This is a genomic window from Erythrobacter sp. JB1-15 (assembly GCF_057365035.1).
In genome coordinates, this window is sequence record NZ_CP200295.1 from 2,439,874 (window position 1) to 2,452,571 (window position 12,698).

The following is a 12,698-nucleotide window of genomic DNA, read 5'->3' on the forward strand; positions in this document are numbered from 1 at the left end:
TTTGCCCGGCCATTCGCATCATCCTTGCTTGCGAGCCACCCGTTCCCGCCCTAGATAGCGCGCCATGGCAGGTGAAATTCTCGACAATCAGGGGCGCGGCGAAGCAGGTTGGAGCTGGCCCGATATCCATCCCGAAGGGCGCAAGTTTGGCGTCATCGCGCTGGCGATCAGCCTTATCCCGCTGTTTTTCGGCTGGGTGTTCGGCTTTACCGTGATGCTGGGCATTTCGGCATGGGTGTTCGCGTTTTTCCGCGATCCCGAACGGGTCGTGCCGCAATCAAGCGATGCGATCATTGCGCCTGCCGATGGGCTGGTCTCGCTTATCATGCAGGTTGATCCGCCCGAAGAATTGCGCGTGGATGATGGCTCGGGCAATCCCGGATTGCCGCCTGGTCCGGTCACGCGGGTGTCGATTTTCATGAGCGTGTTCGATGTTCATATCAACCGCGCGCCCATTGCAGGCACCGTGCGGCGGCTGGTCTATATTCCCGGCAAATTCATGGCGGCGGACCTCGATAAAGCGAGCGAAGAAAACGAGCGCCAGCATATCCTGATTGAACGCAATGATGGCTTGATGGTTGGCTTTACCCAGATCGCGGGGCTTGTCGCGCGGCGGATTGTTCCATTTGTGAAACCGGGGGACACTTTGGCCAAAGGGCAGCGCGTTGGGCTGATCCGGTTTGGCAGCCGGGTTGATGTCTATCTGCCCGCTGGCACCGATCCCAAAGTGTTACTGGGCCAGCGCGTTGTGGCAGGCGAAACGGTGCTTGGCGAACTCGGCTCGCAGGCTCTGCTCGAAGGGATTGTGCAGTGATCCGGCGCGCCCTTGCGGGTTTTGAAAGCGCGGGTGCGCGTTGACGCGGCACGATCCTGATAAAGACATTTCCGATATCCCTGCGCGGATAGGGCCCAAGGCGGCTGAAGACGAAGATCTCGCCGTGCAAACCGACAAGCGCGGCCTCAGCCTAAGAGGCATGCTGCCCAATGCGATCACGGCCGGCGCGCTGTGTTCGGGGCTGACCGGCATTAGCTTTGCGATCGAAGGGCAATGGCAATACGCAGTCCTTGCGGTGATTTTGGCCGCTGTCCTTGATGGGCTTGATGGCAGGATTGCGCGGCTGCTGAATGCGCAGTCCCGCTTTGGCGCAGAGCTGGATAGCCTGGCGGATTGCGTGTCCTTTGGCATCGCGCCTGCGCTCATTTTGTTTGTTTGGGCCTTGCAGGATCTGCCCAGCTTTGGCTGGTTTGCCGCCCTGGGATTTGCGATCTGCATGGCATTGCGCCTCGCGCGGTTCAACGCGCGTATTGATGTCGAAAACCAGCCGCATAAGCTTGCAGGGTTCTTAACCGGAGTGCCCGCGCCTGTCGGGGCGGGGCTGGCGTTCTTGCCGTGTTTCTTGTGGTTTGAAACGGGCCTTGAAATGTTCCGCGATCCGCTGGCCAATACACTTTGGCTGGGGCTGATTGCGCTGCTGGTTATCTCGAACATGGCAACGCTCAGCTGGACGGCGATCCGTCCCCGGCGCGATGTGCGTCTGCCGCTGATTGCGATGGCGGGCGTTGCTTTTGCGGCAGCCTTGATCGAGCCGTGGTGGCTGCTGATTACTTTAAGCGCCGGGTATCTCGCGCTGATGCCTTATGCGATGTTTAAATATGGCAGCGTCAAGCGGCGCCGAGCGCTTCGCCAAGCGGAGCAATAGCGGGCCGGGGTGCCCTTTCACGTGCTCGCTTGGCGAAGGCCGGGTATGCGCCAGCGCGGCCTCGGGGAAGGCGGGTCCTGTAAGCCGGGGAGGCATCAGATGCAGGGACAGTGCGCTGGCGCAATTCGGTGGCTTCGACGACAGGGACAAATCCCGCACGGGCAAGAGCGCGTTCGTGCACCAATTGTGCGAAGACAGCGCGGCCCCTGATCCAGTTATCCGCCAGCGCAAGGCCCGTTGCCACAGCAACAATGATGAGCAATGCGGTGATGGTTAAAACGATCATGGGTCGGTTCCTTACCAGCAGGTCCGTAGTGATACGGAGTGTCGTGTTCAGCGTTTGTTCTGCAGCCTTTGTTCCTCAAACGTTCCACTCCGTCAAGCAAAATGTTCCACTTGTGTTCCGCAAGGGGCTTTTGGCACTAGATTTTGTGGCAAGGGAAGGGTAATGGCCCGGCCTCGTCCCATTCTCGGGCCGAATCACTTCGGGCTAGAACGCGGCGAAATTCACATGGATGGCGCACATCACCGGTGCTGTATGCGGGACAACCGCAAACGCAGTTCCAGCCATCCAGAGGAACAACCGGAAAGGAAATATCTATGGCGGCAGTTACCGTCACAATGCAGCAATTGATCGAGGCTGGCGCCCATTTCGGCCACCAGACCCACCGCTGGAACCCCCGTATGAAGCCGTATATCTTCGGCGCGCGCAATGGGGTCCACATTATCGACCTGTCACAAACTGTTCCGCTGTTTGCACGCGCGCTCGATTTTGTTGAGCAAACTGTGCGGGCCGGGGGCAAAGTGCTGTTCGTTGGCACAAAGCGTCAGGCGCAAGAGCCGATTGCAGAAGCCGCACGCGCTTCGGGTCAGCATTTTGTGAATCACCGCTGGCTGGGCGGCATGCTCACCAACTGGAAGACGATCAGCCAGTCGATCAAACGCCTCAAAACGCTCGAAGAGCAATTGTCGGGCGACACCAGCGGGCTCACCAAGAAAGAAGTTCTGCAATTGACGCGAGAGCGTGACAAGCTGGAGCTTTCGCTGGGCGGCATCCGCGATATGGGCGGCATTCCCGACGTGATGTTCGTGATCGATGCGAACAAGGAAGACCTCGCCATCAAGGAAGCCGCAGTGCTTGGCATTCCGGTGATTGCGGTGCTCGATTCCAACGTCGATCCCAGCAACATCGCTTTCCCCGTTCCCGGCAATGACGATGCGAGCCGTGCGGTGCGCATGTATTGCCAGGCCATTGGCGATGCGGCGATGGCAGGCAAAGGCGGCGCGGCGCATGACAGCGGCGCGGATGTCGGCGCCATGGCAGAACCGCCAGCCGAGGCACCTGCCGAAGCAGCGCCGGAAGCAGCACCAGAAGCTCCGGCGGAAACGGCCTGAACGGGTAAGCGTCCTCATAATCAGGGCGTAACACAAGCAATCTAGCGCGCTGGGCACTCCTTACCAACCGGAGTGCCCGGCGTCTTACAAACACACAAAAAGGAATATTCCCATGGCCGATTTTACCGTCGCCGATGTGAAGAAACTGCGCGAAAAAACCGGCGCAGGCATGATGGATGCGAAAAAAGCGCTGAGCGCAGCTGGCGGCGATATCGAAGCAGCGGTTGACGCGCTGCGCGCCAAAGGTCTTGCGACTGCTCAGAAGAAATCCAGCCGCACCGCAGCCGAAGGTCTTGTCGGCGTCTCTGTCGAAGGGACGCGCGGCGTTGCTGTTGAGGTTAACTCGGAAACCGACTTTGTTGCCAAGAACGACAAATTCCAGGACTTTGTTACCAAGGTAACCGCCGTTGCCCTGACGCTTGAGAATGACGATGTTGATGCATTGAAAGCGGCCGATTACCCCGATGGCGGCAGTGTTTCAGACAAGCTCACCGACAATGTCGCAACCATTGGCGAAAATCAGCAGATCCGCCGGATGAAAACCGTCTCTGTCTCGCAAGGCGCGGTGGTCTCCTATGTCCACAATGCCGCTGCAGAAGGCCTTGGCAAGATCGGTGTTCTGGTCGCGCTTGAAGGCGATGCGAGCGCGGATGTGCTGGCGGCGCTTGGCAAAGATGTGGCCCAGCACGCAGCAGCCATGTTCCCGCAAGCGCTTGATGCCGATGGCCTCGATGCTGCCGTGATTGAGCGTGAGCGCGCGATTGCACAGGAAAAAGCCTCGGAAAGCGGCAAGCCCGAAAACGTGCAGGAAAAAATGGTCGAAGGCGCGATCCGCAAATATGCGAAAGAAAACGCGCTGCTCAGCCAGATTTTCGTGAAAGACGGCAAAGCCACGGTCGAGGAATATGTCGCACGCACCGCAAAAGAAGCGGGCGCGTCGATCAAACTTGTCGATTATGTCCGCTATCAGCTGGGCGAAGGCATCGAAGTCGAAGAAAGCGATTTCGCCGCAGAGGTTGCCGCCGCTGTTGGCGGGTAAAGGCAACGCTTGAGTCCCAGCGAATGCTGGGACCTTGTGCGATTTTGAGAAAGGTCCCAGCCTTCGCTGGGATCTGCAAATTTGAACACGCCGCCGCAGCGATTATGCTGCGGCGGCGTTTGTTTTGCGGTTTGCAAGCGTCCGCTTTCAGCCATGTTGCCTATTGCCTCTAACAGCTGAAACTGGAGTGAAGGCAGACTGCCGGCACCACCTGGCCGAAGAAAGTGTGACCTTGCGCCCCAATCTCTATGACAGTACGCCTAGGGCCTGCGCCTCGAAATACGGAATCTCTATGAAGCCTGGAAACTCAATAGCACTGATCGCCTTGATTTCATTGGCTGCCTGCCAAGCCACCGAGGAAAACGTCATCATTGGCGATGGCGAGGGAACAGCTGCTGGAGCAAGCTATTCGACTGGCCTTGCGACAGAAATCCAGTCGGGTTTGATCGATTGCGGCGAAGGATCACGCATTAGCGCCGTTGGAGAAATCTCCAGCGATGACGGTAAGACTTGGACCGTGCCCGCCAGCACAAATTTCGAAACGGCGACAAAGGCGAGCGACCTCTACAATGAATGCAGCGGAGTTACGCCTGCAGGCCTTGACGAGGTTGATCTTGATACGGTGCCGGTCATTGATGCGGGCGGTGATGAGGAATTCACCTTTTTCATCTTTGCCGACAACTACTTTGAGCTTTACGTCAACGGACAATTGCTCGCGGTCGATGCTGTGCCCTTCACCCCGTTCAATTCGTCAGTGGTTCGGTTCAAAGCGTCGCGCCCGCTGACCATTGGCGTTATGGGTGTCGATTGGGAAGAAAATCTCGGGATCGGCTCTGAGGCGAATAGGAACAGTTCGTATCACCCCGGCGATGCCGGATTTGTTGGACTATTACAGGACGCAGACGGAAATACGGCCGGTATTACGGATGCAAGCTGGAAAGCTCAGACCTTCTATGTTTCGCCGTTGAACGATCGCGCCTGTTTGGTGGACAAAGGCAATGTCCGTGACAGCTCCGCCTGTGCAGCAAAGGCAAGCGACGAAGGACCAAGAATGTCCGCCGCATTCTGGGACGTGCCAGCAACATGGATGAATGCCGATTTTGACGACAGTGACTGGCCAGATGCGGTCACGTACACCAATGAGACAGTCGGCGTTGATAACAAGCCCGGCTACACAAATTTTGCATCGACGTTTGATGCCGCCGATGCAGACGCGCAGTTTATCTGGTCTTCAAATTTGGTGTTGGACAATCTGGTGTTGATGCGCACGACCGTCGAATAAATCACGGGCGGACATTGCATTCCGCCCAGCAACAGGCAGCGCCGCTATCATGTGCCGCGATGCGGCATTGGTATGCAAGGTCCAACGAGAATTCAAAAACCGGATCGTTTCTCTTCATGCTTGGTGCAAGCCTCATGCCCATGACACACTGTTGATATGTTTGGATGTCCGAACCTGAGCCGTGAGCTGATTGTCCGTTCTTAGTTCGAAGTCGTTCAATTGCTGCCAGTCTGCAATCGGCTCACATCTAGCCGTTATCCGATGTCTCAATTTGGGGGTGAAAGCGGACCTACAGAATTGCTCGGAAAGTCAACGCATTTGCGGCGGGGCAATTGGACCAAGCAACCGTTCAACCGCAATCGCAACAGACAAGAGACCCTCGTCGTCACCGGGCAATCCATCTAACTCCAAGCCCATTGGAAGACCGGTTTGAGTGACGCCCATCGGAATGCTAATCCCGGGGAGGCCAGCGACACTGCCAGGGTCAGTGTTGCGGATATAAGTCGCAGTGGTTGGCGCCTCTCGGCCATTGTGCATGACGGTCTCGATACTTCCTTCGACGGGAGCTGCAGGAAGGATGGTGGTCGGAAAAATGACTGCATCTAATCGGTGCTTGGCGAAGCAGGCCTTGTAGCTGTCGATTAGTGCCGGACGATGCACATTGATCGCAGCATCATAGACTGTCTTAGGAACAAAGCCGTCTGGTTTACCATCCCCATTCTGGTCCTGCGCCATCGCCTCATAAAGCGACTTCAATTCCGAGCTTGAAATATCGCGAGCGACATCAAAAAAGTCGATCCCGGTTTCATAATGCTCGAGATAATCGCTGAGATGGACGACCGCCTCGTAACCGATAATTTGACTGCTGGTCTGCTCAATTAGACTTGAGATCTCTGGATTACTGGCCTCGACCAAGGTTACCCCGTGTATCCGTAGTGCCTCGAGTGCCGCGTCCATTGCCGCTACGACCTCAGGGTCAAGGTCCTCGAAGAACGGATCCCGCACAACACCAAGGAGCAGTGTGGATAGTTCACGCGCTTTGGTCACTTGTGGTCGCGCGGCCATCACGCTGTCGAGCAACGTAATGTGCTCCATCGTTAGCGCCATTGGCCCTGGCACATCGCGGGTGTGGGAAAGCGGTGCGATTCCTTCACCGGGATACCGCCCAAGGCTCGGCCGAAAACCGATGATTCCATTAAGTGCGGATGGAATGCGGATAGAACCAGCCGTATCCCCGCCAATGGCAGCAGGTACAATGCGCGCTGCGACCGCAGCCGCCGATCCGCCGCTGCTACCGCCGGGCGACCGACTGAGATCGTAGGGGTTTTTGGCGATCCCAAAATGCGGATTATAGGTGGTAATGCCGAGCGCGTTTTCATGCATGTTGGTCTTGCCGAGGACCTGTGCACCTTCCGCCTTAAGGCGAGTGATCAAAAGTGCGTCCTCAGTAGGAACGAATTCTTTGAGCGCGGGAGTCCCATTCGTATTGCGGAGCCCAGCGACATGAACATTGTCTTTTACCGCAAGAACCATTCCGGACAATCGTCCGGCTGAGACCTTTGAGCTAAGACTGCCATCAGCAAGGCTGATAAATGCGTTAAGTTCTGAATGCTCCTCGGCCTTTTGACGCGATATTGCTAACGGAGAAGCCTGAGTTCCTATTGTCATATCTGGCTTGTCCAACTCGCCACCGCCTTGCCAATGTCATCCGGGGAATCTTCTTGGATGAAGTGGCTGCCCGTTACAGTGACTTCTGTCAGGTTCGCCCATGTTCTCACAAATTCTCGTGCGCCGCCGACAAGTAATGCGCCCGGTTCGGCATTGACAAAGAGCTTTGGAAGATCATTCCCAGCCATCCATGCGGCATAGTCTGAGACAATCTGAGCGGTGTTCGTTGGCGAACCTTCGATCGGGATTTGGCGCGGCCATGTAAGCGTAGGACGACGATCTTCGCCCGGGGTCAGGAAGGGCCGTCGATATTCAGCCATTTCGGTCTCGCTCAAATCACGCAAGATCGCGCCTGGAAGAATGGCTTCCACAAATACGTTGTCTTGAAGAACCATCTCTTCGCCAGCCGGAGAACGAAGTCCTTGGAAGACGTCCTTCACTCCAGCTGGGAAATCTTCCCAGCTTGGAACCGGTGCAACAATTCCTTCCATAAAGGCGATGCCGCGGACTGCCTCCGGATTGGAGTGCGCCCAATGAAAGCCGAGCGCAGAACCCCAATCGTGGATCACCAAAGTCACGTTCTGGGTTACCCCTATCTTTTCAAGCAGGGCAAAGAGATACTTGCAGTGCTCGGCAAAAGTATAGCTGTCAGGCCCGCTCTCATCGAGTTTTTGTGAATCGCCCATACCGATAAGGTCGGGTGCGATCAGGCGGCCTTTGCCCTCAAGATGCGGCATAACGTTGCGCCATAGGTACGAAGATGTCGGATTGCCGTGCAAGAAAACAATCGGATCCCCGCTACCATGCTCGATATATGCCATTTTTTTGCCGTGTACGGTCTTGAATTTCTTATCGTAACGAGTGGCGCTTCGGTCTGATTTCATAACGAGGTCCTTGTCGAATCAACTTGTATTGGAACGATCATTCCATTATAAAGAGCGTATGCCAAGAGAAAAATCACAGTCGCGCAAAATGCTCGTGGAGAACGCCATGCATCGTTTCTGGACCTACGGCTTTGCCGCTGTATCAATGGATGATCTGGTCAAGGCGACAGGCGTTAGCCGCAGCAGCATCTATTCTGATTTTGGAGGGAAGCGGGATCTGTTCCGAGCTTGTCTGGGAGAATATTCTGATCAGATTGTTTCGCCTGCACTTGAGATTCTAGAGGCGCCCGATGCTGGCCTTGACGCAATCCAAGGATATTTCAATTTTCAAATCAAACGGTTGAAGGAGACTGGATTGCCAGGCAATGGCTGCCTCTTCGCGAACAGTATGACCGAGATTGCTCCTCATGATATGGAGGTCCAAGCGATCGTAATGGCTCATCAGGAGCGGCTAAAAGCAGGCTTCCAACTGGCTTTATGCAGGGCGTCTGGGGTCAAACAGTCCGCCCAATTTGAAGTATTCGCCTCTTTCATAGCTATCTCCACCCAAGGATTGTGGTCGCTCACCCGTGCGGATATCTCGATCGATCAAATTGAATCTATGTCGCACGAGCTTATCCAAATGTGCAAGAATCGCGTCAATCAGACGGCAAAACCGGATTGAGAATTGACGCTTCTCGATTAAATGTCCGCAACTGGGTCGTAAACCGTCAGTCCGCTTTCCGCCCGTAGCGTGGTTGTGCAGCCATTCCGCCATCACCTCCCGGTCCCGCGCACCTCAATCAGCCACACTTCCGGATGCGTGAACAAGCGCACGGGCAGCAGGCTCGTCCCCAATCCGGCGCTCGTTATCAGTGTCTTGCCGTTTTCGCGCGCCACGCCGCATGAATACAGCGTGCCGAACTTTGACATGGTGACAGGCGATCCGCCCCAGGGATAGGCGATCTGGCCGCAATGGGTGTGGCCTGCGAGGGTCAGCTCGATATTGACGGGCAGGCTGGGGAACACATCGGGCGTGTGGCTAAGCATGATGCGCGGGCCGGTGAGGGGCTGCATCGCCTCGGTTGTCGCGAAGATATCGGCGTATCCGACAAAATCATCATCCACCCCGCCAATGGCGAGCGGGCCGATTTGCGCCGCTTCGTTTTCAAGAACGGTGATGTGCGGATACTTGGCCAGCTCAGCCGATAAAGCGGGCCAATCATACCAGTGATCGTGATTGCCCGGCACAAAGACGACCCCGTTTTTCGCTTGCAATCCGCCCAGCGGCGTGACGATTTCCTCTGCCTCATAGATATGCGTCGCGACGCGCTTTTCGCTGACCAAATCTCCGCCAATCGCGATCAGGTCTGCATTGAGCGCATTGACCTGCGCGGCGATATCCTCAAGCCGCGATGGCGGCATGTCTGGCCCTGCGACATGAATATCGGTGAGGAATGCGATAGTGAATGGCTCAGCGCCTGCGGGCATTTGGTCCGTCTCAAGCACAAAGCGCACGATTTCTGGATCGCGCACGGTGTCATACCACGCCTTGATCGAGAGCAGCACGCCAAGGATGAACGCGAACATGATGGCTTTTCGAATCATGCACGCAGGTGTGCCTCAGATCGCGGCTAAGCGATACGGGCGGGGCATGCGATTTTCCTACTTTGCCGGCAAAAGCTAGAGTGCTCGGTGCGGTTTGTTGGCCGCCATCGGACGCGAATTGCGAACCGTTGGAGCAGGCCGTTTTGCGCACAGGATCAAGGTGACAACACGAAGGTTACACATTTATGCGGGAATTCCGTGCTATCATGTTGAAAGGATTGAAAAAGGTAAGGAGGCGATATTTTGCAAAAAGGGCCCTTACCGGTCCATGTCTGCTGCAAGGAAGGGGGCGGATGGGCGCTGGCTCTTGGCAGGGGGCGCGGCCTCGATAAGGGCATGAACAGCCACTGCGAGCATAACGCAAAGCATCAACACGCACCGCATCAAGGAGCCACCGACCCCATGTCCATCCCGCCGATCAAACGTGTCCTTCTCAAACTGTCAGGCGAAGTGCTGATGGGCGAACAGGAATACGGGATTGATCCAGCCTATGTGACGCGCCTCGCCGAAGAGGTGAAAGCGGCCAAGGATAGCGGGATTGAGGTGTGTCTGGTGATCGGCGGGGGCAACATCTTCCGCGGTATCTCAGGCGCGGCCAAGGGGCTCGATCGGACCACGGGCGACTATATGGGCATGCTCGCAACCGTGATGAACGCGCTGGCGATGCAGAACGCGCTGGAGCAATTGGGCGTGGCAACGCGGGTGCAATCGGCGATCCCGATGTCATCGGTGTGCGAACCCTATATCCGCAGGCGCGCGGAACGGCATCTGGAAAAGGGCCGCATCGTCATCTTCGCTGCTGGCACAGGCAATCCGTTCTTCACCACTGACACAGGCGCCGCTCTGCGCGCCGCCGAGATGAACTGCGACGCGCTGCTTAAAGGCACAAGCGTTGACGGGGTCTATGACAAGGACCCCAAAGGCAACCCGGATGCGACCCGGTTCGAGGCAATCGCTTACGATCACGTGCTCGCCCAGAACCTCAAAGTGATGGATGCAACAGCTGTTGCGCTTTGCCGGGAGAACGACATTCCGATAGTGGTGTTCTCAATCCGAGAGAAAGGGAACGTCGCGCGCGTGCTGGCGGGCGAGGGCACCCAAACGATAGTGCAAAAGGAAGTGTAACGAACCATGGCTCAATACGATAAGTCAGACATAGAGCGCCGGATGGCAGGCGCGGTTGAAGCGCTCAAAAGCGACCTGTCCGGCCTTCGCACAGGCCGGGCGAACACCAGCCTGCTCGACCCGGTTGTGGCTGAGGTCTATGGCGCGATGATGCCGCTGGCGCAGGTAGCAACAGTGTCCGCACCCGAGCCGCGTATGCTAAGCGTGCAGGTGTGGGACAAAGGCAATGTGAGCGCGGTTGAGAAAGGCATTGCGAAAGCGAACCTTGGCCTCAACCCGATGACCGATGGCCAAACCATCCGTTTGCCCATGCCCGACCTTACGGAGGAACGACGCAAGGACTTGGCTAAGCTGGCGGGCGAATATGGTGAGAAATCCAAGATCGCTGCGCGCAATGTGCGGCGCGATGGGATGGAAAGCCTGAAAGCGGATGAGAAAGCCAAAGAGATATCAGAAGATGAGCGCAAGAAGCTTGAAGATGAGGTCCAGAAGATGACCGACAGCACCGTTGCCGATGTGGATGCAGCGGTAGAGAAGAAGGTTCAGGAAATCCTGACTCAGTAACCGGGTCGAGAGGGGTAAGGCAGATCGGCAAACCGCCCACAACCGATGGTGGCCAGCATGATGGCAATCAGCATGGGGCCGGCGCTCGTCATGTTGCTATCATCATGGATGGCAATGGGCGGTGGGCGAAGAAGCGCGCTTTGCCCCGCGCTATCGGCCATCAGCGCGGGGTGGAGGCGGTGCGCCGCCTGGTACGCGCGCTGGAACCGATGGGGCTGGAATGCCTGACGCTCTATGCGTTCTCGTCGGAGAACTGGAAGCGCTCGGTTGATGAGGTTGATGATCTGATGAACCTGATGCGGCGGTTCATCAAATCGGACCTTGCAGAGTTTGTCGAAAACGGAGTGAAGCTCAAGATCATCGGAGATTGGCAAGGCCTTGCGCCCGATATTGTCGAAATGCTCGAAGATGCGTTGGCGAAGACGGCGAATGGAAAGCAGACGCTGGCGGTGGCGCTCAATTACGGATCGCAGCACGAGATCGCGCGGGCTGCGGCCAAGGCGGCGGCAAAAGGCGAAGTGACTGCCGATGCGATCGAAGCGGAGCTTGATACGAACGACCTGCCGCCGCTCGACCTGCTGATCCGAACGAGCGGGGAGATCCGGTTATCGAACTTCCTGTTGTGGCAAGCGGCTTATGCGGAAATGCTGTTTGTCGATACGCTTTGGCCTGACTTCAAACCCGAGCATCTGGCTCAGGCTCTGGATGACTTTGCCAAGCGTGAACGCCGCTATGGCGGGCGATTGAGCGGGACCAGCAATGGCTGATCTGGGTGTAAGACTGCTATCGGCATTGGCCATGGCTGCGATAGCGGGCGCTGCCTTGTGGGCAGGCGGCTGGTTCTGGGTTGGCTTTGTCGTGTTGCTGGCTGGGATTGTGCTGTGGGAATGGAATGGCCTTGTGGGCGGCTTTGGCACGTCCGCTGGCGGGGAGATCGCATGGCTGTTTGGCGGCGCGGTCTATGTCGCGGCGGCGACCTATGCAATGATGCAGGTACGAGTGAGCTATGATGCGGTGCAGGTTGCGCTTCTGTTTATCGCTCCGATCATTGCGGTGGACGTTGGGGCGTACTTCGCTGGACGGTTGATCGGCGGTCCTCGCATTGCACCATCGATCAGCCCGTCCAAGACCTGGGCGGGACTGATGGGCGGGGCCATTGCCGCCAGCCTGGTTGCCATCGGTGTCACCTCATTTCAGCAAACCATCACCGGGCAGGTGTTCGTTGCAGAAACGCATTGGTCCGAGGCGGTAGTCGTGGGCATCGTGATTGCGGTGATCGCGCAGGCGGGCGACTTCTTCCAAAGCTGGATGAAACGGCGCGCTGGGGTCAAGGATTCCAGCGGATTGATACCCGGACATGGCGGGCTGTTTGACCGGCTCGATGGGTTTATCGCGGTGTTCTTCGTGTTGTTCCTGGTGGCCGTCGTGCCTGAGCTTTTGTGAGTGAGACCGCG

The 12,698-nt window shown here is 57.0% G+C and carries 14 protein-coding genes; 10 read left to right on the forward strand and 4 right to left on the reverse strand.

Going from position 1 to position 12,698, the window contains the following annotated elements; genetic code table 11:
• Positions 1-64 precede the first annotated feature (64 nt).
• A complete protein-coding gene (locus tag AC0V6L_RS11780) occupies positions 65-814 on the forward strand; it encodes a phosphatidylserine decarboxylase (RefSeq protein ID WP_486154417.1) in 750 nt (249 codons plus the stop codon).
• Positions 815-854: 40 nt separating this feature from the next.
• A complete protein-coding gene (locus AC0V6L_RS11785) occupies positions 855-1,700 on the forward strand; it encodes a CDP-alcohol phosphatidyltransferase family protein (RefSeq protein WP_486154419.1) in 846 nt (281 codons plus the stop codon).
• Here the strand turns inward: AC0V6L_RS11785 and AC0V6L_RS11790 are convergent.
• Positions 1,663-1,986 (reverse strand): hypothetical protein, encoded by a 324-nt coding sequence (locus AC0V6L_RS11790; protein ID WP_486154420.1) that lies wholly within the window; start codon positions 1,984-1,986, stop codon positions 1,663-1,665. The two genes, AC0V6L_RS11785 and AC0V6L_RS11790, sit on opposite strands and share 38 nt — an antisense overlap.
• Before the next feature lie 314 nt (positions 1,987-2,300).
• Between AC0V6L_RS11790 and rpsB the strand changes: the two genes are divergently transcribed.
• The 3 genes from rpsB to AC0V6L_RS11805 all read left to right on the forward strand — a co-directional run bounded on the left by rpsB (position 2,301) and on the right by AC0V6L_RS11805 (position 5,416).
• Positions 2,301-3,095 carry a 30S ribosomal protein S2 gene (gene rpsB, locus AC0V6L_RS11795; protein WP_486154421.1) on the forward strand — a complete coding sequence of 265 codons (795 nt, stop codon included), beginning with the start codon at positions 2,301-2,303 and terminating at the stop codon, positions 3,093-3,095.
• A 112-nt stretch (positions 3,096-3,207) separates the two neighbouring features.
• Positions 3,208-4,134 (forward strand): translation elongation factor Ts, encoded by a 927-nt coding sequence (gene tsf / locus AC0V6L_RS11800; protein WP_486154422.1) that lies wholly within the window; start codon positions 3,208-3,210, stop codon positions 4,132-4,134.
• Between the two features lie 292 nt (positions 4,135-4,426).
• On the forward strand, positions 4,427-5,416 hold the full coding sequence (locus AC0V6L_RS11805; RefSeq protein WP_486154423.1) for a hypothetical protein: 990 nt from the start codon (positions 4,427-4,429) through the stop codon (positions 5,414-5,416).
• A gap of 309 nt (positions 5,417-5,725) precedes the next feature.
• Here AC0V6L_RS11805 and AC0V6L_RS11810 read toward each other — a convergent pair whose 3' ends face one another.
• Entirely contained in the window at positions 5,726-7,099 is a 1,374-nt protein-coding gene (locus AC0V6L_RS11810; RefSeq protein ID WP_486154424.1) for an amidase family protein, read from the reverse strand.
• Positions 7,081-7,968 carry a haloalkane dehalogenase gene (locus tag AC0V6L_RS11815; protein WP_486154425.1) on the reverse strand — a complete coding sequence of 296 codons (888 nt, stop codon included), beginning with the start codon at positions 7,966-7,968 and terminating at the stop codon, positions 7,081-7,083. Before AC0V6L_RS11815 ends, AC0V6L_RS11810 begins: the two co-directional genes overlap by 19 nt.
• 10 nt (positions 7,969-7,978) lie before the next feature.
• Here AC0V6L_RS11815 and AC0V6L_RS11820 point away from each other — a divergent pair, with 10 nt between their 5' ends.
• Complete coding sequence (locus AC0V6L_RS11820) at positions 7,979-8,632, forward strand: TetR/AcrR family transcriptional regulator (RefSeq protein WP_486154426.1); 654 nt, start codon at positions 7,979-7,981, stop codon at positions 8,630-8,632.
• A gap of 92 nt (positions 8,633-8,724) precedes the next feature.
• Here AC0V6L_RS11820 and AC0V6L_RS11825 read toward each other — a convergent pair whose 3' ends face one another.
• Positions 8,725-9,555: a metallophosphoesterase gene (locus tag AC0V6L_RS11825; protein ID WP_486154427.1), complete on the reverse strand. Its 831-nt coding sequence runs from the start codon at positions 9,553-9,555 to the stop codon at positions 8,725-8,727.
• Positions 9,556-9,957: 402 nt separating this feature from the next.
• Between AC0V6L_RS11825 and pyrH the strand changes: the two genes are divergently transcribed.
• The 4 genes from pyrH to AC0V6L_RS11845 all read left to right on the forward strand — a co-directional run bounded on the left by pyrH (position 9,958) and on the right by AC0V6L_RS11845 (position 12,687).
• Positions 9,958-10,680, forward strand: coding sequence for a UMP kinase (gene pyrH / locus AC0V6L_RS11830; protein WP_486151025.1), 723 nt, complete (start codon positions 9,958-9,960; stop codon positions 10,678-10,680).
• Positions 10,681-10,686: 6 nt separating this feature from the next.
• Positions 10,687-11,244, forward strand: coding sequence for a ribosome recycling factor (gene frr, locus AC0V6L_RS11835; RefSeq protein ID WP_486154428.1), 558 nt, complete (start codon positions 10,687-10,689; stop codon positions 11,242-11,244).
• A gap of 104 nt (positions 11,245-11,348) precedes the next feature.
• The gene (uppS, locus tag AC0V6L_RS11840) at positions 11,349-12,011 is read left to right on the forward strand and encodes a polyprenyl diphosphate synthase (protein WP_486154429.1); all 663 of its coding nucleotides are present in this window, start codon (positions 11,349-11,351) and stop codon (positions 12,009-12,011) included.
• Positions 12,004-12,687, forward strand: a complete 684-nt coding sequence (locus AC0V6L_RS11845) for a phosphatidate cytidylyltransferase (RefSeq protein ID WP_486154430.1) — start codon at positions 12,004-12,006, stop codon at positions 12,685-12,687. The genes uppS and AC0V6L_RS11845 overlap by 8 nt, the downstream gene beginning before the upstream one ends.
• Positions 12,688-12,698: the final 11 nt, after the last annotated feature.

Coding starts and splice junctions, on each gene's coding strand:
- AC0V6L_RS11780 (WP_486154417.1), top strand. CDS start 65: ATGGCAGGTGAAATTCTCGACAATCAGGGGCGCGGCGAAGCAGGTTGG.
- AC0V6L_RS11790 (WP_486154420.1), bottom strand. CDS start 1,986: ATGATCGTTTTAACCATCACCGCATTGCTCATCATTGTTGCTGTGGCA.
- rpsB (WP_486154421.1), top strand. CDS start 2,301: ATGGCGGCAGTTACCGTCACAATGCAGCAATTGATCGAGGCTGGCGCC.
- tsf (WP_486154422.1), top strand. CDS start 3,208: ATGGCCGATTTTACCGTCGCCGATGTGAAGAAACTGCGCGAAAAAACC.
- AC0V6L_RS11805 (WP_486154423.1), top strand. CDS start 4,427: ATGAAGCCTGGAAACTCAATAGCACTGATCGCCTTGATTTCATTGGCT.
- AC0V6L_RS11815 (WP_486154425.1), bottom strand. CDS start 7,968: ATGAAATCAGACCGAAGCGCCACTCGTTACGATAAGAAATTCAAGACC.
- AC0V6L_RS11825 (WP_486154427.1), bottom strand. CDS start 9,555: ATGATTCGAAAAGCCATCATGTTCGCGTTCATCCTTGGCGTGCTGCTC.
- pyrH (WP_486151025.1), top strand. CDS start 9,958: ATGTCCATCCCGCCGATCAAACGTGTCCTTCTCAAACTGTCAGGCGAA.
- frr (WP_486154428.1), top strand. CDS start 10,687: ATGGCTCAATACGATAAGTCAGACATAGAGCGCCGGATGGCAGGCGCG.
- uppS (WP_486154429.1), top strand. CDS start 11,349: ATGGATGGCAATGGGCGGTGGGCGAAGAAGCGCGCTTTGCCCCGCGCT.
- AC0V6L_RS11845 (WP_486154430.1), top strand. CDS start 12,004: ATGGCTGATCTGGGTGTAAGACTGCTATCGGCATTGGCCATGGCTGCG.